The following is a 20,359-nucleotide window of genomic DNA, read 5'->3' on the forward strand; positions in this document are numbered from 1 at the left end:
CCGATCCGCCGTCTATCATCAAACCTCTTCGGCTTAGTACATGTCGCCGTAGCCGCCGCCCGGAGGCATCGGCGGCGCGCCGGCTTTTTCTTTTTCCGGCTTGTCGCAGATGATCGCTTCGGTGGTCAGCAGCAGCGAGGCAATCGAGGCTGCGTTCTCCAGCGCCGAACGCGTGACCTTGGTCGGGTCGATAACGCCCGCCTTCATCAGGTCTTCGAACTCGCCGGACTGGGCGTTGAAACCGAACGCGCCGTTCTGGCCTTTCACCTTCTCGACGACGACCGAACCCTCGGCGCCGGCGTTTTCGGCGATGAAGCGAATCGGCGCTTCGAGCGCGCGGCGCACAATCTGCATGCCGATCATCTCGTCGCCATCCAGCTTCATGTCGTTGAGCTTCGGAATCGTCCGCAGCAGGGCCACGCCGCCGCCCGGGATGATCCCTTCCTCAACTGCCGCGCGGGTTGCGTGCAGAGCGTCTTCCACGCGCGCCTTCTTCTCCTTCATTTCGGTCTCGGTCGCGGCGCCGACGTTGATCACGGCCACACCGCCCGCCAGCTTGGCCAGGCGTTCCTGCAATTTCTCGCGGTCGTAGTCCGAGGTGGTTTCCTCGATCTGCCGCTTGATCTGCTCGATGCGGCCCTTGATATCGGCCTGCTTGCCGTTGCCTTCGACGACGGTGGTGTTTTCCTTGTCGATGACGATCTTCTTGGCCACACCGAGATCGCTGAGCACGGTGTTCTCAAGCTTGAAGCCAAGTTCTTCCGAGATCACCTTGCCGCCGGTGAGGACGGCGACATCTTCGAGCATCGCCTTGCGACGATCACCAAAGCCCGGGGCCTTGACGGCGCAAACCTTCAGCGTACCGCGCAGCTTGTTGACCACGAGGGTGGCCAGCGCCTCGGACTCGACATCTTCGGCGATGATCAGCAGCGGACGGCCGGTCTGGGCGATCTTCTCGAGAATCGGGAGCAGTTCCTTCATCGCGGAGATCTTCTTGTCGTGAATCAGGATGTACGCATCCTCCATCTCGGTCTCCATCGACTCCGGATTGGTGATGAAGTACGGCGACAGATAGCCGCGGTCGAACTGCATACCTTCGACGACTTCCAGTGTGGTGTCGGTGGTCTTGGCTTCTTCGACGGTGATCACTCCGTCCTTGCCGACCTTCTCCATCGCTTCGGCAATCAGGTTGCCGATCTGCTTATCGTCGTTGGCGGAGATGGTGCCGACCTGGGCGATTTCGTTCTTACCGGCAATCGGCTTCGACTGCTTCTTGAGCTCATCGATGATCTTCACGACGGTCTTCTCGATGCCGCGCTTGATCCCCATCGGGTTGGCGCCGGCGGTGACGTTCTTGAGACCTTCGGTGTAGATCGCCTGGGCGAGCACGGTGGCGGTGGTGGTGCCGTCGCCGGCGACATCGGAGGTCTTGCTGGCGACTTCGCGCACCATCTGGGCGCCCATGTTTTCAAAATGATCTTCGAGTTCCACTTCCTTGGCGACGGTGACGCCGTCCTTGGTGACGGTGGGGGAGCCGAATTTTTTGTCGATGATGACATTGCGGCCCTTGGGACCGAGGGTGACCTTCACCGCATCGGCCAACTTGTCGACGCCCTTGCGCAGTTTCTCGCGGGCAATCGCATCGAATTCTATTTGCTTAGCCATTCTGGTAATTCTCCTTGATTCGTTGGATTACTTCAGTACCGCGAGAATATCGGACTCGCGCATGATCAGGAATTCGGCGCCGTCCACGGAGACTTCCGAGCCGGAATACTTTCCGTAGAGGATTTTGTCGCCGACCTTGACGGACATCGCCAGCAGCTTGCCATCATCGGAGAGGCGGCCCGGACCGGCGGCCATGATCTGACCTTCCTGCGGTTTTTCCTTGGCGGTATCGGGGATGATGATCCCGCCCTTCTTGACCTCTTCCTGCTGAAGCGGCTTCACCAGAACGCGGTCTTGCAACGGATGAATGTTCATCAATGCACTCCTTATGGATTAGTAGTGGTTAACTGATTGCTTTGTATTTCAACGATGCTTTCTGTCTTCTCATGTTCAGCCGCTCAATGCTACGAACGATCGCGGCGGCTTGTTAGCACTCATCATCGTCGAGTGCTAACAGCTTATACGCGAATATATCGGCGGAGGTTTCCGGGGTCAATCAGATTTTGGAGAAATGGACGGGCTGCCTCATAAAACATTATTGTACAACGTCTTATGTTGTAATAAAGCGCTGCTCAAGTCAGAAATTAGTCACCGCTAACACCTTGCTCACGGCGCGGCCAGATCCACCCCTCCCGCTGCGTGGGAGGGGTGGATTAGTATGTTGCTTCTGTCTACGTGACGATGGGGATACTTATGCTAAAAGGTTTCATCGCCACATCTTTCGATGTGCTTATAGTAGTTCAGCCCGGGGGAGTTGACCAGGATGTAATCAAACAGTACTGCCGCCTCGGGATCACTCTGCGCGCCAAGGCGCTGGTAGCGCGTACTGCTCGCCCAACTCAGAACGTTCGTCAGGAGTCCGGAATGTGATTCTCTCACTGTCGCCGGAATCGTCTCGCCAATCGGCTCGCCGGTCATCGGATTAACCGGTGTCACGCTCAGTTCTCCCTCGGCAAAGAAGTTGAACTGATATATGCCCAGCGCACTCAGCCGCGTCGTCTGCCGCAGATGCACCGGACCACTGACGTACACATAATCGCCCGGACCGGAGGAGCAGAATGGCTTGGGAATGACCTGATCGAAATTCAATACGAAATCCTGAACGAAGACACCGGTGTTGCGCGGAACTTTGGAAGCGACCTTCATCATGGTGGCCTTACCATCAGTAAGGATCGGAACATCCGCGCTGACATCACCAAGCGGCCCGCCGATGGCGGCACGAAGTTCGATCGGCAGCCCATTGTAGATGATCGACGGGATTGTGCGGAAGGGGGCCGGATTGATGTCGCCCGTCTCGGCAAACGGTAGATCCGGAGCCAGCAAACCACTGCGGATCAAATCCACTTTCACGAATTGTTCGGCCAATTCCCAACTGATAACCTGATGGTCGGTGGTACCGGGAATCAGGATCTCGAAATGAACATTACCGACCGTCCAGTTACCGATCTTGAACAGGCGAAGGTGAAATCGCGCGGGGGAATAATCACCGCAGGCAAGCTGGACAACACCCGCCGACCACCCGCAATTTTGGCCGAAGCTGGCCTGGACGTCGCCGATCGCATCGACCCAGGTCGAATTGAAGGGCGGCACCGGCGGCATGCCGAAGGCCGAGCGATCGCCATCCAGCGACATCAGCGCGGCCCGAATGTCCCGAGGGTCGGCCTTCCCGAAGAAGATGACGTTGATCGGGTCCTGCGGATCGTTACTGAGATCATCACTGGTGAACGGCCAAAACGTCAGCGCGTTGCCGCCCAAATTGACGGTGACAAGTGGCGACGGCGTCGTGCCGGTACACGTTTGTTTGGCGATGGCTTCCAACCTGACAATCTCATCCGAAGCTGAAGCATAGCTGCCTGTTGGTTCGATCGATTTTGTGCAGCCCAATGCAAGCACTCCGGCGACAGCTATGAAAGCCAGAAGCATCTTGATACGAGGCATCTTGGTTCCTCTTGTTTTGAGTCCTACCTAAACTGGTATACCTAACATTCCGGCCGAGCCAATCTGAGGCGGGAGACTGAGGGATAGTGCAGCGAGTCAACCGCACCGAAAGTGCTCATGCCCAAATGTGCGAACTGGCAGTTGTCGAATGGAATTGGAGATAGCCGGAGATAATCGTGATGGCTCAAGCAATATTGAGTTCTTTGACCACATTGTCAAGCTGATTCTCTGCGCCGGGCCCGCTCTGCAGCACCAAACAGCGTCGATTGGGCTTGCCTCCAAGAGGCGGCCGACAGCGCACGTCGTCGGCCGCTGAGATTCCCTACAGCCTCAACACCCCGCGCACGGCGCCGGGCCACCCGAGAAGATGAAGCTGATCAGGTAAACTGCATCGGAAATGTTTACCGTACCGGAGCAGTCGGCATCGGCGGATTCCAGTGGATTCGGTGCTGGACCGCCGGCAAATATGTAGCTGATCAGATACACCGCATCCGAGATGTTGACAGCAGCACTGCCATCGGCATCGCCGCAGACGTAGGGCGGTTCGATAATCCTGATGCTGGCCGACATCGTGTCCGCTTTCTGGGGTACCCCGGAATCGCGGCACTCGAAACTAAAGTAGAAGGTCGCCACGTAGCTCGGCGTGCCGTCGATCGTGCCGGTGGTTCCGCCGTTGAAGTTGCAGCCGAATGGCAGATCGCCGCCGAGGAAGTTCCACGTGTACGGCGGCGTCCCGCCGATGGCGTATAGGCTCAAGGAATAGGGATCATTTAAGACACCGTCCGGCATGGCGTAGTTCTGAATATGCAACTGACCGTCGCAAGCATCGCCGATACCGTCGCCATTTTCGTCGTACTGCTCGGGGTTAGGCGTAGAGTCGCAGTTGTCGCAAGCATCGCCGGCCAGATCGTTGTCGGTGTCGGTTTGGTCGAGATTGGCAATCAGCGGGCAGTTGTCGGTGGTGTTAGCGATTCCGTCGTTGTCGGAATCGCTGTCGCAGGCATCGCCGATGCCGTCGCCGTCAAGATCGTCCTGATTTGGATTGGCCACATTGACGCAATTGTCGCAAGGATCGTTGACAATGTCGTGATCGGCATCAACCGGTGAGGCCATATACTGACAGATAGCGCTGGCAGCAGTGCGCAAATTAATCGCCGGGCCGATATGGCCGCCGGTGCCCTGCGGCGTGCCGGTTAGCATCAAAAGCGTCCGCATCTCCAGCGGAGTGAGCGGGCGATTGATCACCTGCTTGGCGTATGACTGCAGCGCCGTCACTAAGCCGGCAGAGACCGCCGATGCCGAGCTGGTGCCGTTGAAACTACTGGTGTAGCTTTGGTGATCGTCACCGCCGACAACCGCATAGTCGCCGTAACCGGAGGTGAAGACGTTTTGCCCCCAAGCCTGGACATTGACGCGGCTGCCGTAGGTGGAGAAGTCGAGTTTGTGGTGACCGGTTGATGATGAACCGGCCCCGATGATGATCGATTTGGAATCGCCGCGCGCCATATAGCTGGAGTAGGGGGCGCTATCCAGGTCCTGATTGCCGTTGCCGGCCGCAGCTACGACAATGACGTTTTGATCACCACCATTCTTGACCACGTTCCACACCGTCGGATCGTACTCCGCGGGCGCATAGCCGCCGCCGGCACCGCCGGTCTGCATTTCCAGCAACACGACATCGCCGGGGTCGGAATCGGCAATCGCATTGGCGATGCACGTCGCGCGACGCGAACCCTGCTCGACCGAAATCTCTGGATAGACGTTGACGCTCGCCGCCAATGGCGCAATGCCCGTGACGCCGTAGCCGTTGCTGGGAGCGGCGGTGATGCCGACTGCCGAGGTGCCATGGTCGTTGCCGAATGGCGAGTTCATCGTCTGCCCCGCTTCAACGACAATCGGAATATCGACGAGGTCCTCATGAAGCACATCCCAGCCATACTCGCAATCGGAATAGCGCACATTCTGCCCCTTGCCGTTGCGCGTCCAGAGATAATCGACATTGAATCCCGGATCAGGGCCGCGGTAGCCCTGCAGTGCAACATAATTCGGCGTGGGTGGAGCGTAGTCGCCCGGTGGCGGGGGAGTGATTTCAGCAAGATACACATACTCAACTTCGGGAAGAGCCCGCAACGCGCGAGCGGCGGGCTCGAGCGTGGCATTGTCGGCGCCGGTAATTCTGACCAGCATGATGCCGCGCAAATCGGGCTGCGCCTCACGGGACATCGTGGCGGCTCGCTGCTCGAGTTTTTCGATTTTCGCATCCGGCAGTTGAATCAATTGCTCGAAGCGCAACGCAAATTGACCCGCAACTCTCGACACGTTATCGGCGGCCGCCTTTGCGGGGGATGAGATCTTGCCGTCGGCCGTGGCGCGCATCAACAGATCGTCACGGAACTTGACGTTGAGTTCGTACTGTTTGCCCAGCTGGGTGAAGAGCGGCACGTCGGTCAGCGGTTGGCGCGGCGCCAGGGAGTCAGCAGAGGCAAAACTCCACAGAACGATTGCGAGCGCCATGCTCAGCGATATGTAGCGAGAAGTCGGTGAGGGGCGCCGTTGGATGACGGAAAAATTCATTTTTTGACTCAGTTCTCGATGGGTTGTCCGGTCGTTTCTTCAGCAACAGGCTGAATACACAAGGTAATTCCAAACAGGGCAGTAACAAGTAAAGATACTTAAAATCGGTAATCTGTCAATGCGTCAAGAAACTGATCCCAGGCATGATTTTGCAGCCGGCTGGAGTGACTCTTGACTAAAGTCAAAGACTTCTCCCAACATTCCTCCCATCCTCCCTCCCGCCGAAGATAATGGTGGACTTCGGCTCGCGCGAACTGCTCATTGCCTGTCGATGGAGGGTCGACGCCTTGATGACGCAAACTCCTGATTCCCGATCCAACACCGCCGTCTCCAAATGGCTTTTGGCGATCGTGATCGTCGCCGGGCTGTTCTTCGGGATCGGTTTCTACACCTTCTACTACGCCAAGGGCGGTTCCTACTTATCGGACGATCCCAATGTCTGTATCAACTGCCACATCATGCGCGAGCAATTTGACAGTTGGCAGAAGGGCAGCCATCACGGCGTCGCGGTCTGCAACGACTGCCATCTGCCGCCGTCGTTTCCCGGCCGCTACATTGTCAAGGCCGAAAACGGCTTCAACCACTCGCGCAAATTCACTTTTCAGGATTTTCACGAACCGATTGCCATTCGCCCCGCCAACCGCGAAGTGCTCCAGCAGAATTGCCTGCGCTGCCACGCCCAGTTAATCAGCGAATCGGTCGGGACGTTTACCCATGCGGATGATCATCAAAACTGCGTGCGGTGCCACCGCGAGGTCGGCCACGGCGCAGCTCATTAGGAGGATATCTCGATTATGGCCGAAAGACAGTCGTCCCGCCTGTGGCTCTATGCGCTGATTCTGATCGTGATCGCCGCGGCGACCTTTGCCGTGCTGCTGCTGATGCAGAATATCTCGCTGCGGAAGGAAGAAGCCAAACAGGTCGTGTTCCAGATCGCCACGATCGACGAAAACACCATCGATCCGAAGGAGTGGGGCAAGAACTTCCCGCGCCAGTACGACAACTATCTGCGCACGGTCGACACGGTGCGCACCAAGCACGGCGGCAGCGACGCTTTTCAGAAGCTGGATGCCGACCCGCGCTGGCGTGAGCTGTTCAACGGCTATGCCTTCGGCGTCGACTACCGCGAAGAGCGTGGCCATGCCTACATGCTCTCCGATCAGGACATGACCGAACGCGTCAAGCAGTTCAAGCAGCCGGGCGCCTGCTTGCATTGCCATTCGGCCATCATTCCCGCCTACCGCGCCCAAGGACGCGCAGCCGGCGTGCCGGACAGCGACACGCTGGCGCAGTTGATGAAGGGCTTTGAAATCGTCTGCGGCATGCCGTACGCCGAGGCGCGCAAACTGGTCGACCATCCCGTGACCTGCATGGACTGCCACGATCCGAAGTCGATGGCACTTCGCGTGACGCGGCCGGGATTCCTGAACGGTATCCAGCGCCTCGCCGAGAGCGACTATTCGCTGCCGCATCTGCCCAGCATCACGCGCTGGCAGAAGGGCGATCGCGCCAAGCCGTACAACCCCAACGTCGAAGCGTCACGGCAGGAGATGCGCTCCTTCGTTTGCGGCCAATGCCATGTCGAGTACTATTTCAAGGGCACCGGCAAGCTGCTCACCTATCCGTGGCACAACGGGTTGAATATTGATCAGGTAGAAGCCTATTACGACAGCGCCGGTTTCAAGGACTGGACGCACGCCACCTCCGGCGCACCGACGCTCAAAGCGCAGCACCCGGAGTTCGAGATGTGGAACCAGGGGATTCACGCGCGTTCCGGCGTCGCCTGCGCTGACTGCCATATGCCTTACTACCGTGAGGGCGCCGTCAAGATCAGCGATCATCATGTGCGCAGCCCGCTGTTGAACATCGCCCGCGCCTGCCAGAATTGCCACCGTTACCCGGAAGATGAAATTCTCGCCCGTGCCGAGCGGATTCAGGACAAAACACAGGCGATGATGATTCGTGCTGAAGAAGCCGTCATCGATCTGATCAAGGCGATCGCGGCCGCCAAAATCAATGGCGCGGACAGTGTCGCCCTTATTGCCCCGCGCGATTTTCATCGCAAGGCGCAGTGGCGTCTGGATTATGTCGCGGCGGAAAATTCGATGGGCTTCCATGCCTCGCAGGAAGCGACTCGCATCTTGGGCGAAGCGATCGACTATGCGCGACAAGGTTATATGGATCTGGCGCGGCGTTTCCCGATGATGTCGGCGCAAGCCAGATAGAGCGGACGTTTCTGTCCGACGGTAGCTTCCAGTGAGGATGTGACGGACAAAAATGTCCGTCCTACCGGTTCATTTCGTAAATCAACCGCAGACCATCGAGGGTGATGTCGGGGAGGACGTCCTTGATATACTTGGAAGCCGGCGCGATCAGGCTGGCCAAGCCGCCGGTCGCAACGATTCGCGGCAAAGATCCCATCGCCTTCTGAAGTTGCTCAATGATGTAATCCGCCTGGCCGACCGCGCCCAGATAGAAACCGGCTTTCATGGCCTCTTCCGTTGACTTGCCGATTGGCGACTTGGGCGCTTCAAACGAAATCTTGAAAAGCTGCGCCGCGCGATGCGCCAACGCGCTCTGCGCCGTCTCGATGCCGGGGGCAATCACTCCGCCCAAATAAGCGCCGTCCTTGGAGATCACGTCAAAAGTCGTTGCCGTGCCAAAATCAACGACGATCGCCGGCCCGCCGAAGCGCGCGAACGCCGCCACGGAATTGCAGATGCGGTCGGTACCGATCTCGTTGGGATGGGGATAGTCAAACCGAATATTGAACTTGAGCCCCGCGTGTACCACCACCGGCTCGATCCCGAAGTGCGTCTTGCTCATTTGCCGGAATACCGGATCGAGGCGCGGCACGACCGTAGCCAGGGCGATCCCATCCACGCCCCCGAGCCCTTTTATCTGCATGAACTGACTCAAGAGCAACGCCGATTCGTCCGCCGTGCGCGCGTGGTCGGTGGCGAAGCGCAAAGAGGTGAGCAACTTCTCGCCTTCGTAGAAGCCGATCACGACATTGGTGTTGCCGATATCGATTGCCAGTAACATGCCATATTAATATACCCGATTCCGCCCGCGAGGCAACCGATCCTGAGGTGAACTTTTGCCTTGTCTGGCGCGGCATTTCTGGTACCATACTCCCACGATGTGGCTCAGATTCACGCTTATCGGAACGCTGCTCCTGGCCCTGACGTTGGCCGGCTGCAGCGGCGATCTCGGCGGTAGCTTCGACGGCGCCTCAGGGTTCGTCGACACGGCCCACCGTGTCGACCCCGATGTCCTCGTGCCGACAGAAGTCCGCCTTGATTCCAAGCATAAGAACTACAGTATCATCGAGAACTTCGTCTTTTTGGCGCGGCAAGATACGCTCCGAAGCGCGGTCGTATTCACTTTTCGCCGGGCGCTCAAGGACAACAAATTCATCCGCGCCGAACGTGATTTCTCGGGCTTCGTTCTCGAAGGCTCATACTGGCAAGCACTCCCTTACACCAAGATGCGCCACGATGCCCAACAACTCGAGCAGCAGGCACCGTTCACGTTTGGCGGTCTCGAGTGGACGGCTCCCGCGAAGTCGGGCATCATCCGCTACAATTGGCGCGGCATTTCGCTCGAAATGGAGTTTACCGATCTGCAGCCGGTACAAGTGAACACGAATGGCAGCGATCGCAAACGCGCACACGGTATCGGCACTGGTCTTTTGCGTTACAGGGGATCTGAAGTCCGCGGCACGGTAATCTATGAGCTGATTCAAATCGAAGGCTTCAATGTCATCGATAAATCCGGCGCGGGGATTGAATTCACGAACTACGACTGGCTTGCCGTCAAGACGGAGTCGGGTGCCACCATCATTGCTTCGTCTGATTCGACAACGGCGGGCGATCGCCTGCTCAAGAACTTCGTCGTGATTGACCGCGCTGGTGGGATCAGTGCCGCTGAGGGCTCCAACTTCGTGCGTATCCGCTCAGAAGATCTCCAGCGCGACCGTAAAATCTTCGATTGGCTGGCCAATCGCAAGATCGTCGCTGTCGGCGAACTTGGTCTCGACCTCAATGTTGCCTTCCATGATGCCCGCCTATTCTATACCTCCGGCTTTGCGATCGCCGAAGTGATCGGCAACGTGCAGCTCGACGGCATCTCCACCACAGCTTGGGGAATCGTACAACACTGGCAGCAACCCAAGGCCGATTCCGAGGTGCTCAAATAGCATGAACGAGCACGAACGCGGCATGCTGGAAGACGCCGCCAAACTTTGGCTGGCGCACGATGGCTTGTGGTTCCAAGCGGTTGAACAATCGTTTGGAATGGACAAGGCGATCGAACTCGATAAGCTGGCCTGGGAGCGATTCACCGTTATCGAAGCCAAGCGCATCATGGCGCGACACAATATCGCCCCCAACGGAGGGCTGGCAGCGCTCAAGCTCGCCTTGAGCTATCGGCTTTACGCCTATATCAACGTGCAAGATATCGTCGATGCGACCCCAACCAGCTTCACCTTCCGGATGACCGATTGTCGTGTGCAATCGGCACGCCAACGGCAGCAGATGCAACCATTCCCCTGCAGGGAAGTGGGTATTGTCGAGTATTCCCTCTTTGCGCAGACGATTGATCCGCGGATTAGAACCGAATGTGTTTGTTGCCCGCCCGACCCGAAGCACCCGCAGTTCTGGTGCGCGTGGAAATTCTCGCTCTGAGCTGCGTCGCGCCTAAGACGTTTTTACAGCATCGATTACTTCGGCGTCTGGCGGACTCAGTCGTGCATACTTGAATCCGGCCCAGACGGCAATCCCGTAGAAGAGCAAGTCGATTGGACTGAAAGTCTTCCGAAAAATGGTACTGATCAACTCCGAATTCAGAGACGCAGCTACGGCTGAAAGAGGAACGCCCTCCTGACGTGCGATTTCGATACAGGCCCAGAACAGGTTGCCCAAGAGGACTCCCAGCAGCGCCATCACCGCGCCGACAACGGCAAATGAGGTGTCGATTCCCCGTCCCAGCAGACGAACACCCAGTTCCGCCAAAAAGCCGACACCGATGGCGGCGTAGCCAATCTGGATATGAGTAATCCACGTCAGCAGACCCCAGGCGACGGCTCCGATCACGCCGCCCAAGGCGCCACCAAAAATCCCGAGAGTGAGATTCTGATTGTCACGCATCTGCCGGCGCAATTGCTCCAGTCCAAGCGAACTCCCCGGATTTTGATTTTGGTCCTCCGGCATACGATCTCCTCCGTTTTTGTGCCCCAGGTATTAAATCTGACAGGCAGCGAGTCTGCATGTCAGGCAGCTTGTCAACCAATTGGCGGTTGGCACGACGCTACTGCTGCCAGCGTATGACCTGCTCGTGGTAGGCCGCCGCCATTTCCTCGGCGCGTTTGCGATCCTCCGACTCGGCGACCACAGTGAAGTACGCTGCATTGCGATCCGGCGCAATCCAGATCCAACCGCCGTCCTCGAGAAAGCGCGCGCCGTCGACTAATTGCCGCTCGCGGCCTTCGGTATGTTCCATCAGCAGGCGCATGACCTGGCCTTTCTTCGACCAGGAGCACGGTACCTGTCGCACCGAGGCATGGTACTTCTCGAACTCGCGGCGCAGCTCCGCCAAATCGGCCCGATTGCGAGCCAGCATTTCCATCAGCTTGACCGTTGCGAACATGCCGTCCGCGCCCAGTTGAAATCTCGATAGCAAAAAGCCGCCGCGAGTGCCGCCGACGAAATCAACTTCATCACCCATAAATGCCTGCATCATGGCCAGATGATCCCCGCGCACACGTATAACCTGCACTCCGTACTGCCGAGCGATCTGTTCAACGCCCATACTGGCCATGATCGGCACCGCAATCTTTCGCGTCTGGTAAGTACTCAGGAACAGCGACGTCACCATCAAGAGCAACAACTGATCCGAGATCCGCTCGCCGTCCCGATCGACAACGGTGATCTTTTCGGCGCTGCGGGCCAGCTGGATTCCGAAATCGGCGCCCAGGGACTTGACAATCGAGCCGAGTTGCTCGATCGAATTGCTGCTCTGGGCCGGCGGCAGCGTGGGATTCGGGAAAGCATTGATCGAGATCAGCTCAGCATTCAGAGTGCTGAAGATACTGCCGAAGATCTCCGAGGCGCCGCCGTGGATGAAGTCGATCACAATCTTGAACCGTCGGTTGACAATCGCCTCAACGTCGATGTGCTTGAGGAAGTCGCTGCGATACGATTCGACGATGCGGGTTGGATAGTCGAGGGTGCCGACGCTCTCAACACCGACGCGGCGAAAATCTTCGCGGGCGAAGAGCGTCTCGATGGCGCGGGTCTTGCGCGTTGGCAAGTCCATACCGTCGGGACCGATGAAGATCAGGTCGGTGATGTGATAATCCACCGGGTTTTGGCGTACATGCACGCCGCCGCCGTGTTTACCGGATTTCAGCTCGTAGCGCATGACCGGAATCGGCAGCGTCTGCAGGTCGACAACGTTAATGCCGCACGACAGTAGTCCCGAGGCGAACGCGCGCGAGAACACCCGCGAGGCCGATGAAGCACCGCGGCTGACGACGATCGATTGATTGCGTGCCAGCGTTGCGCCGAAAGCGGCTCCCAGCTTGGCGGCGAATTCTGGGGTGATCTCAATATTGCCGAGGCCGGAAACCTTGGAATCGGAAAACAGTTCGCGGTTCCATTTCTCGCCCCAGATCAGCGACGACGAGACTGTCGCTCCGGCTTCAACTTCCTTGCCCGGCCAGATCTTGCAGTTCGACTTGACCGTGGCACCGCTCCGCAGCTTCACGTGGTCGCTGATCACGGCCTCCTCATTGATATTGACCTTGTCCTCGACCGTGACGTGGTTGCAGACGATGGCTTGGGAAATGTGAGCGCCGGACCCCACCGTCGTGTCATGCCAGATCACAGAATTCTCGATCACGGCCTCACCGGCGATCCGGCAGCGATCGCCGATCACGGAATTGCTGATCGCTGCTCCCGCCTCGATGGTGGCGCCGTCGCCGACAATCACCGCGCCGGCCAATCGCGCATGTTCGTCGACGTGGAAATCGCGACTGATCCAGACGGTGGCGTTCTCCCGATGCAGTTTGTTGTAACTGGTTTCGATGCCGACCTTTTCCTGCAGGATATCCAGATGCGCCTTCTGGTACTCCGACAGATTCCCGATATCGCGCCAATATCCTTCGGCAACGTAGCCGAACAATCGCGCGCCCTCCTTGAGCATTGCCGGGAACAGGTTCTGCGAGAAATCAAAGCTCTTGCCCTTGGGGATCCGCTCGAAGACCTGAGGTTCGAGAATGTAGATGCCGGTATTGATCGTATCGGAAAACACCTCCCCCCACGTCGGCTTTTCCAGGAACCGCGATATCCGGCCGTCCGTATCGGTAATCACCACGCCGTAGGCGAGCGGATTCTCCATCCGCGTCAGAACAATCGTGGCTTCGGCCTGCTTCGACTCGTGATAGCTGATCGCAGCCGTGAGATCAAAATCGGTCAGAACATCACCGGAGATGACCAGCACGCGATTGCCGTGGTAAAGTTCTTCGGCGTTCTTGACGGCGCCGGCCGTACCAAGATCGTCCTCGGCCAGCAGGTATTTCATCGTGACGCCCAACTCCGTGCCGTCGTGGAAGTAGTTCTGTATCTCCTCCGGCTGGAAATAGAGCAGCGTGACGTAGTCCCGCAGGCCGTGCTTCTTCAGCAGGTTGACGATGTGATGCAGCATCGGCAGATTGGCTACCGGCACCATCGGCTTGGGCAGACTTTGCGTCAGTGGTCGCAATCGAGTGCCGAACCCGCCGGCCATGATCACTGTCTTCATTTTCTATCGCAATTCCTCTTCCGTCCTGCACTGCAGCAGATTGTTCTCAAAATACTCGATAATATCATAAAAGTCAGCGAATCCCAGCCAGTCAACCGATTTTTCCCGCGCCACTTGAACCAGATCGTCGCGCGCAAACAGGATGTCGGCCACTCCGACGGCACACCGATCGGAAAATCCATCGCCGATGTAAACCGTGGTTTCACCCTCCTGCCTCAGCGTGCGCACCCGCTCGCCCTTGCAGGTACCGCAGAAGCCGCAGCCACGAGTGAAATAAGGGAAAGTCGGAATGATGCCGCCGTTGATGAAATGAGCGCGGTTGGAATGAATGTCCAATCCGGCGAAACCCGCTCTACTCAAGAAGGCTTCGATGTAGAAGTCGAGACCGTCGGAAACGATGTGCAGCGGTATCTCATGTCTGGCCAACAACGCCACAAACTCTCCAAATCCGCGCTCAACCTCGATTCGGTGCAACGCGGCGATCATTTCTTCGCGCGTCGAAGCGATATAGTGACACTCCCGCCACAGGCATTCCCGGGAGGTGATCTTCTGCTCGATCCATAGTTTAACCGTGCCGGAATTGCGCCTGCCGGAGAAATGATTGAAGAGCGAGGCACCGACATCTTTGGCGGAAATCGTGCCGTCAAAATCCGTAAACACTCGGAGTCCACGCCCGGTAGTCATCCGATTAACCGAAACGCCCCCCAGATCACAACAAGCGAGAGAGCCGTCAATCCCGGCAGCAATGCCTTGCGCCGCAGGGCGTTCAGCGCATAGGCCAACAAGGCCGACGGAATCGCCAGCAGGTAGACTTGTATCAGTGCCGTCTGCAACAAAGTCTTGCGCTCACCACCGGTAAACGCCACGATACCGGCAGCCACCAGCGCAACGATCATAACGATCAGGATGACCCGATAAGTCACTGCCATGAATCGGTCGAAATCGCGCCAGCCCGTCATCGGCGTAAGCCCTCAATAATCATGCTGATTGCCGTGTACAACAGCACTGCCGTAAACAGCAGCTTTATGTAAAGCGACTCGATCTTGTGAAACAGATTTGACCCCGCGAATGCGCCCAGCGCCGTGCCCAAAGTTGCGAACGGCACCCAGTCGAGCGGGACATCACCGCGGCTCATATAAGGGATCACGGCCACCGCCGCGCTGATGCCGATCATCATCGACGAGGCCGCCACCGCTTCCTTAACCGACTTACCCAAAGTTAGTTGCATGATCGGAACTTTTACGATCCCGCCGCCGATGCCGAGCAATCCAACCAAACCGCCGGCAAATACCGAGACACCCAACGCCAGCGGATAGCCGGTACCGACTGCGTCGTCTTTCGGTTTGGCTTCGTGCCGACCCAGCAGCATTACGACGGCGGAAGCGATCATGAGCACAGAGAAGATAATCGAGATGATACCTTCCGGCACGAGCCCCGCCATTTTGCCCGCCAGATACGACCCGACGATAGTTGTGGTCTCCAGCAGCAGCACCGCCTTCAGGTCGATCAAGTTTTTCGACAGATACTTAGTCGCCGCAGTCACCGACGTTGCCATCACACAACACAGCGAGAGCGCAATGGCCTGATGAATAGGCAGCTTGAGGATCAATGTGAAAATCGGCACCAGCAATATGCCACCACCGATGCCGAGCAGCGACGACAGTCCGCCGACTCCAACCGCGAGCGCGAAAATCAGCAGCGGCTGCGTCATCGCGCACCCTGCAAGTACATGATGGCTTCGGCGAGGCAGGCATCGGAGAAGCGTAGCCGCAGTGCCGGCGGCGCCGGGGCAACACTGACCCGAACGCGATACCACGTTTCCAGGATCTGGCGCAAGATCTCGTCGCGGTACTCTCCCCAATCGTTCGGCTCGACTTGCCCTCTGAGGTAACGCAAACGGCGGATCACGGGTCGCATTTCCGGAGTTGCCTCATGCACTTCCAGGTCGTTGAGCGCATCGCCAAGCGGGTCAAAGTGGAACTGCCGCCGCTCCAGGAAGGCCAGAAACTCTGACCATATTCTCGCTTCGTTTTCCGGCGCCGGAAACGGCTGATCTGCCTGCGCCGCGACGAATTCTACGATCAGTCCGCGATGAACCAGTTCAAAGGTCAACGGCGAGAGGCGCTGCTCTCGACACTCAATATCGGGCAAAACGGCATTCTCGCGCTGTCGCTCGGCAAATTTGCGAATCGCATCGACGGCGGCTCCGAGCGTATCAGTGAACTCAAGTTCCGGCAGAACTCTCTCGTTGATCGAAACCAACAGGCGTTTCCCCGAGCGGAGGCGCAATTCCTCGAACTGCGAGTTGATGCCGGCGGTCGGGGCGCCGATGAGTCGCGCACCGCATTCCTCGCGCAACTGCATCGCCAGCCGCTCGCCGGCGCCGACAGTGTTGCCGTCGATCAGCGCGACCAACGGCATGTTTGCCGCTGCTTCGCATATAATGGTGTTCAGATCGGAAATCTCGTTGTAAGCGCTGCTCCGCAGCCGCCGCAAATCGACAACCATTCCGCTGTATTGCGATCGACGTTGTTCGTCAATCCTGCGTCGGAGTGCACTGCCGGCTTCGCGCGACAGGCCGCGCACTCCGACGTAGAGCCAGGCGCCGATCGTATCGACCTGAAGCGTCTCGACTCCGCGCATCGGTGCCAGCAGCACCTGCACGCTGTCCAGGGCCGCCTTGCGACGGATATGCAGCATCACGTAGGTGCTTTCTCGTTCGCTCAGGTACTCGGCAAACTTGATCGGCGCTGCGGCCTGAATCGCGTCCACGGCAATGATCTCATCATCGGGCTGCAGTGCACCTTGAAACGGCGACGTCTGCGCTACGGCCATCACTTTGATTGTCGAATCGAGCGGCGTCAGCGTCAACCCCCAGTCGAATGGGGGCGTTGCAGCGCCGACCCCTCCGGGCTCGTCGACCAACTCAACGCGAAATGGAATCGCCTGTTGCATACCGCGCCAGGCATCGGCGAAGACCTGTTCCGGAGTCACCTCACCGCAGTAACGCTGCGCCAACAAGTCCGACTGGCGTGCCAGCGCGACCATCGTGCGAAAGAGCGAGTCGTTGATGCACAGCGATATCGCCCCCAGTGTCAGCACCGCCGTAAGGCCGAAGAACAGAAAACTGAGCGGCAGTTCACTTCGTGCCGAGTTTGCTCGGTGCAAATCCTCTCCTCTTGAGCAGAGCTGTCGTGTCGACCCGAACCGATTCAAAGACCGCCTCCGGGCTGAGTCGACCGTCAAGCACTCTGACCCGGCGCGGTTCTGCTCTGGCGATCGCGAGAAATCCCCGGCGGACCGCCCGGTGAAACTTGACCGCCGAAGACTCCATGCGGTCCTTGGTCTGCTTGAGGCGACCGCGCGCAGCGCCTACTTCCAGATCAACCAGGAACGTCAGGTCGGGACGAATTTGGTCGGCGGCAAAAGCGTTCATGCGCCGCACGATCTGATCCGGCAGACCGCGCCCGAAAATTTGATACGCGAAAGTTGAGTCGGAGAAACGATCGGTAATCACAATCGTTCCCGCCCTCAGCGCCGGGACAATCACTTGATCAACGAGTTGAGCTCGTGCCGCCAGGAACAACAGCAGTTCCGCCCGCACACTCAATTGCTTGTGGCGTGTATCGAGCAGGATCGCGCGCACGGCTTCCGACACCGCCGTGCCGCCCGGCTCGCGCAGGAAGAGCACCTTCCGCCGTTGCTTGCGCAAGTGATCATAGAGCAGCCGCGCCTGGGTGGACTTGCCGGAACCGTCGATTCCCTCAAAACTGATCAGAATTCCGCGCCGTCTCATCGCTCAAATATAGGAAGTTGGCGATCGTCGTGAAAAGACAATTGCATGCACAAGTCAAATTAGCCGTTTGCCGTTGTCGGCTTTCGGGTGTACAATGATCGTGAAATTGACGGCTATCATGATCAAGACTGAGCCCCGGATGAGCTATGAAATCTAACGTTAATTCTGCGTTGAAGTCTTTGCCGATCCTCGCGCTCCTGCTGCTGACCCGATCAAGCGCGACTGCCGCCGCCGCTGCGAATCTCGACAGCTTGTTTGCTCAGGGCGCTGCGCTGTTGCAGCAGGAGAAGTGGCCGCAAGCCGCTTCGGTCTTCGAGGATATTGTCAAGCAGGACACAAGCCAGACTCAGGCCGCCTTCCTGCTGGGACAAGCCTACTACATGATGAGGGAGTATCGAAAAGCCGCCGCCACTTGGGAGAAGGTCGAGGCCCGCGATTACCGGACTCAGGCAGTCCGCTACAATCTGGCCTCAGCCTATGCCCAAATGCGCGACTCCGAGAAAGCCTTTACCTGGCTGGCGCAGGCGCTGGAGGCCGGGTTCAGTCGCGTTGAGATTCTCAAGTCCGACACGGTCTTTGCTGCTCTGCGCCTGGATGAACGCTTTGCTAAAGTGCTCGAACTGGCCGATCAGAACGCCCGTCCGTGCGAGTACGAATCCACCTATAGGGTGCTCGACTTCTGGCTTGGTGATTGGGAGGTCTTCGTCAACGAGAACCAGCCGATCGGCACCAGCCGCATCGAGAAGCTAGTTAACGGCTGCGCCCTCGAGGAGCGCTTCGAGCAGAATGACGGCTTCGTCGGTGTCAATCTCTTTTACTTCAACAACATCACCGGCGAATGGAAGATGATCTGGGTGACCGGCGCGGCTCCAGCTCTAGGCGGACTTAAGGAGAAAGTGATGGCTGCGCGCTCCGATGATGGCGGCGTGCGCTTTCTTTGCGAATTGCCCGCCCCGGACGGCGGCACGATTCTCGACCGCTCGACCATTACACCGCGCTCGGCTGACCGGGTCGACATGGTTATTCAGCAGTCGCGCGATGGTGGCGACAACTGGATGACGACGTTTGCCGGCTACTATCAGCGTGTGAAGAAGTAGCGGCGTCATTACTTTGCAGGCATTGCAGACTCTTTCTGCGCGTGTCCACTGATCCACGGGTAAGATTGTCCGCAAACGGCTCTGGTTCTCCACATTCGCTCACGTCGCAGGTGGCGACGAAACTTTTCTCTCACATCTTTCGTATAGCCTAACCGGTGGGCAATCAAGCGGCGACTTCCAGCCATCCGTGTCGCCTAAAGGCGGTCGTCGGGACGCGTCCTCTCCCCGACCATAATTCCAAAACTGCGAGTTGCTATGCCGAAATGGTGCATGTGTTTGTCGGAAATCGTCCTCTCATCCCGGCATCGGGAAATTGTTCTTCTCACATTATTGATGGTTGCCTTCACGACCGCGATCTGCGCCCAGTCCTTCACTCCCAACTTCAAGCCGCAGATGTCGATTTCACCGCGAGCCGGCACCATCTCGGTCGATGGCCGATTAGATGAATCGGCTTGGTCTGGCGCCGCGCAGGTTACCAATTTCTGTGAACGGCAACCGGGGGACAAGACCCAACCGCCGGTCGAGACCAAGGCCCTGGTGACCTACGACAACAATCAGCTCTATGTCGCCTTCATTTGCCATGACGATCCGTCAACGATTCGCGCCTCAATGACCCAGCGCGACCAATTTGGCGGCAATGATGCCGTGGTCGTCTTTCTCGACACTTACGGCGAGGCCGCCTGGGCATACGAGCTGTTCGTCAATGCCTATGGTGTTCAAAAGGATGCTCTCTGGACCGGTGTTGGCGCCGGTGCGCATCAGCAAGAAGACACCGGCTTTGACCTGATCTGGGAGTCAGCGGCTGCAGTCACCGATTCCGGCTATCAGGTCGAGATGGCAATACCATTCTCCAGTCTGCGTTTTCCGGAGAAAGCGGTCCAGCAGTGGCGCGTTGACTTCTGGCGGATTCACCCGCGTGAAGCCTATCGACAATATTCCTGGGCGGCTTACGACCGCAATGAGCAGTGCTGGGTTTGCCAGTGGGGCAGCCTGGACGGAATCTCGAACGTTAGTCCCGGCCGCGGCTTGGCACTCATGCCGTCGGTAGTCACACACCAAACCGGAGAACTGAGTGAGTTTCGCAATCCCAATTCCGGCTTCGACAACCGCAAGATCGACGGAGAATTCTCCGTGGGTGCCAAGTATTCCATCTCTTCGAGCGTGGTTGCCGAAGGAAGTTACAATCCGGATTTTAGCCAGATCGAGTCGGACGTCGCCCAAATCGACGTCAATTCCACGATCTCCCTCTTCTACCCCGAACGTCGGCCGTTCTTCCAGGAAGGCAGTGATATCTTCCGAACATTGTTCAACTCCTTCTATACGCGCATGATCAATGACCCGCAGTTCGCCGCCAAGTTGACCGCTCGCTCCGGCAAATTGACTTTGGGGGCGCTTTCGGCGCGCGACGAAAACTCGCCTTACATGATCCCGTTGGAGGAAGCGAGCGTATTGCTCAATACCGGCAAAAGCGTTGCCAATGTCGTTC

Annotated in this window: 18 protein-coding genes; 6 read left to right on the forward strand and 12 right to left on the reverse strand. The window is 58.0% G+C overall.

All coding sequences use genetic code 11. The features are described from left to right. Positions 1–33: 33 nt before the first annotated feature. The 4 genes from groL to IT585_11990 form a co-directional block, all read right to left on the reverse strand. Positions 34–1,665 (reverse strand): chaperonin GroEL, encoded by a 1,632-nt coding sequence (groL, locus tag IT585_11975; GenBank protein ID MCC6963962.1) that lies wholly within the window; start codon positions 1,663–1,665, stop codon positions 34–36. A 27-nt stretch (positions 1,666–1,692) separates the two neighbouring features. Then, positions 1,693–1,980 carry a co-chaperone GroES gene (gene groES / locus IT585_11980; GenBank protein MCC6963963.1) on the reverse strand — a complete coding sequence of 96 codons (288 nt, stop codon included), beginning with the start codon at positions 1,978–1,980 and terminating at the stop codon, positions 1,693–1,695. A gap of 381 nt (positions 1,981–2,361) precedes the next feature. Then, positions 2,362–3,603 (reverse strand): hypothetical protein, encoded by a 1,242-nt coding sequence (locus IT585_11985; protein MCC6963964.1) that lies wholly within the window; start codon positions 3,601–3,603, stop codon positions 2,362–2,364. A 330-nt stretch (positions 3,604–3,933) separates the two neighbouring features. Further along, positions 3,934–6,177 carry a thrombospondin type 3 repeat-containing protein gene (locus IT585_11990; GenBank protein ID MCC6963965.1) on the reverse strand — a complete coding sequence of 748 codons (2,244 nt, stop codon included), beginning with the start codon at positions 6,175–6,177 and terminating at the stop codon, positions 3,934–3,936. A gap of 290 nt (positions 6,178–6,467) precedes the next feature. Between IT585_11990 and nrfH the strand changes: the two genes are divergently transcribed. Together nrfH and IT585_12000 are read left to right on the forward strand one after the other, a co-directional pair. Next, positions 6,468–6,956, forward strand: coding sequence for a cytochrome c nitrite reductase small subunit (gene nrfH, locus IT585_11995; GenBank protein MCC6963966.1), 489 nt, complete (start codon positions 6,468–6,470; stop codon positions 6,954–6,956). A gap of 15 nt (positions 6,957–6,971) precedes the next feature. Beyond that, a complete protein-coding gene (locus IT585_12000) occupies positions 6,972–8,402 on the forward strand; it encodes an ammonia-forming cytochrome c nitrite reductase subunit c552 (protein MCC6963967.1) in 1,431 nt (476 codons plus the stop codon). Between the two features lie 61 nt (positions 8,403–8,463). Here the strand turns inward: IT585_12000 and IT585_12005 are convergent, their stop codons facing one another. Continuing rightward, a complete protein-coding gene (locus tag IT585_12005) occupies positions 8,464–9,222 on the reverse strand; it encodes a type III pantothenate kinase (protein MCC6963968.1) in 759 nt (252 codons plus the stop codon). A 55-nt stretch (positions 9,223–9,277) separates the two neighbouring features. Here IT585_12005 and IT585_12010 point away from each other — a divergent pair, with 55 nt between their 5' ends. Together IT585_12010 and IT585_12015 are read left to right on the forward strand one after the other, a co-directional pair. After that, positions 9,278–10,378 (forward strand): hypothetical protein, encoded by a 1,101-nt coding sequence (locus IT585_12010; protein ID MCC6963969.1) that lies wholly within the window; start codon positions 9,278–9,280, stop codon positions 10,376–10,378. A gap of 1 nt (position 10,379) precedes the next feature. After that, complete coding sequence (locus IT585_12015; GenBank protein ID MCC6963970.1) at positions 10,380–10,865, forward strand: hypothetical protein; 486 nt, start codon at positions 10,380–10,382, stop codon at positions 10,863–10,865. Between the two features lie 12 nt (positions 10,866–10,877). Here the strand turns inward: IT585_12015 and IT585_12020 are convergent, their stop codons facing one another. From IT585_12020 to tmk, 7 genes are all read right to left on the reverse strand, one after another. Further along, a complete protein-coding gene (locus IT585_12020; GenBank protein ID MCC6963971.1) occupies positions 10,878–11,390 on the reverse strand; it encodes a hypothetical protein in 513 nt (170 codons plus the stop codon). A 97-nt stretch (positions 11,391–11,487) separates the two neighbouring features. After that, a complete protein-coding gene (locus IT585_12025; GenBank protein MCC6963972.1) occupies positions 11,488–13,980 on the reverse strand; it encodes an NTP transferase domain-containing protein in 2,493 nt (830 codons plus the stop codon). Between the two features lie 3 nt (positions 13,981–13,983). After that, positions 13,984–14,664 (reverse strand): MtnX-like HAD-IB family phosphatase, encoded by a 681-nt coding sequence (locus IT585_12030; protein MCC6963973.1) that lies wholly within the window; start codon positions 14,662–14,664, stop codon positions 13,984–13,986. After that, complete coding sequence (locus IT585_12035) at positions 14,661–14,939, reverse strand: hypothetical protein (GenBank protein ID MCC6963974.1); 279 nt, start codon at positions 14,937–14,939, stop codon at positions 14,661–14,663. The genes IT585_12030 and IT585_12035 overlap by 4 nt, the downstream gene beginning before the upstream one ends. Next, positions 14,936–15,691: a sulfite exporter TauE/SafE family protein gene (locus IT585_12040; protein MCC6963975.1), complete on the reverse strand. Its 756-nt coding sequence runs from the start codon at positions 15,689–15,691 to the stop codon at positions 14,936–14,938. The genes IT585_12035 and IT585_12040 overlap by 4 nt, the downstream gene beginning before the upstream one ends. After that, positions 15,688–17,148 carry a hypothetical protein gene (locus IT585_12045; protein ID MCC6963976.1) on the reverse strand — a complete coding sequence of 487 codons (1,461 nt, stop codon included), beginning with the start codon at positions 17,146–17,148 and terminating at the stop codon, positions 15,688–15,690. The genes IT585_12040 and IT585_12045 overlap by 4 nt, the downstream gene beginning before the upstream one ends. Beyond that, the gene (tmk, locus tag IT585_12050) at positions 17,120–17,761 is read right to left on the reverse strand and encodes a dTMP kinase (GenBank protein ID MCC6963977.1); all 642 of its coding nucleotides are present in this window, start codon (positions 17,759–17,761) and stop codon (positions 17,120–17,122) included. Before tmk ends, IT585_12045 begins: the two co-directional genes overlap by 29 nt. 161 nt (positions 17,762–17,922) lie before the next feature. On the opposite strand from tmk, the gene IT585_12055 reads away from it, so the two are divergent. Together IT585_12055 and IT585_12060 are read left to right on the forward strand one after the other, a co-directional pair. Further along, entirely contained in the window at positions 17,923–18,873 is a 951-nt protein-coding gene (locus tag IT585_12055; GenBank protein MCC6963978.1) for a hypothetical protein, read from the forward strand. Between the two features lie 255 nt (positions 18,874–19,128). Further along, on the forward strand, positions 19,129–20,359 hold a 1,231-nt coding region (locus IT585_12060; protein ID MCC6963979.1), incomplete at its 3' end, for a carbohydrate binding family 9 domain-containing protein.

It is taken from the genome of Candidatus Zixiibacteriota bacterium (assembly GCA_020853795.1).
Taxonomy (GTDB): Bacteria; Zixibacteria; MSB-5A5; order CAIYYT01; family CAIYYT01; genus JADJGC01.

Bases quoted from the DNA above. Each gene is read 5' to 3' on its own strand.
- groL (MCC6963962.1), bottom strand. From the start codon at position 1,665: ATGGCTAAGCAAATAGAATTCGATGCGATTGCCCGCGAGAAACTGCGC.
- groES (MCC6963963.1), bottom strand. From the start codon at position 1,980: ATGAACATTCATCCGTTGCAAGACCGCGTTCTGGTGAAGCCGCTTCAG.
- IT585_11985 (MCC6963964.1), bottom strand. From the start codon at position 3,603: ATGCCTCGTATCAAGATGCTTCTGGCTTTCATAGCTGTCGCCGGAGTG.
- IT585_11990 (MCC6963965.1), bottom strand. From the start codon at position 6,177: ATGAATTTTTCCGTCATCCAACGGCGCCCCTCACCGACTTCTCGCTAC.
- nrfH (MCC6963966.1), top strand. From the start codon at position 6,468: ATGACGCAAACTCCTGATTCCCGATCCAACACCGCCGTCTCCAAATGG.
- IT585_12000 (MCC6963967.1), top strand. From the start codon at position 6,972: ATGGCCGAAAGACAGTCGTCCCGCCTGTGGCTCTATGCGCTGATTCTG.
- IT585_12005 (MCC6963968.1), bottom strand. From the start codon at position 9,222: ATGTTACTGGCAATCGATATCGGCAACACCAATGTCGTGATCGGCTTC.
- IT585_12015 (MCC6963970.1), top strand. From the start codon at position 10,380: ATGAACGAGCACGAACGCGGCATGCTGGAAGACGCCGCCAAACTTTGG.
- IT585_12020 (MCC6963971.1), bottom strand. From the start codon at position 11,390: ATGCCGGAGGACCAAAATCAAAATCCGGGGAGTTCGCTTGGACTGGAG.
- IT585_12025 (MCC6963972.1), bottom strand. From the start codon at position 13,980: ATGAAGACAGTGATCATGGCCGGCGGGTTCGGCACTCGATTGCGACCA.
- IT585_12030 (MCC6963973.1), bottom strand. From the start codon at position 14,664: ATGACTACCGGGCGTGGACTCCGAGTGTTTACGGATTTTGACGGCACG.
- IT585_12035 (MCC6963974.1), bottom strand. From the start codon at position 14,939: ATGACGGGCTGGCGCGATTTCGACCGATTCATGGCAGTGACTTATCGG.
- IT585_12040 (MCC6963975.1), bottom strand. From the start codon at position 15,691: ATGACGCAGCCGCTGCTGATTTTCGCGCTCGCGGTTGGAGTCGGCGGA.
- IT585_12055 (MCC6963978.1), top strand. From the start codon at position 17,923: ATGAAATCTAACGTTAATTCTGCGTTGAAGTCTTTGCCGATCCTCGCG.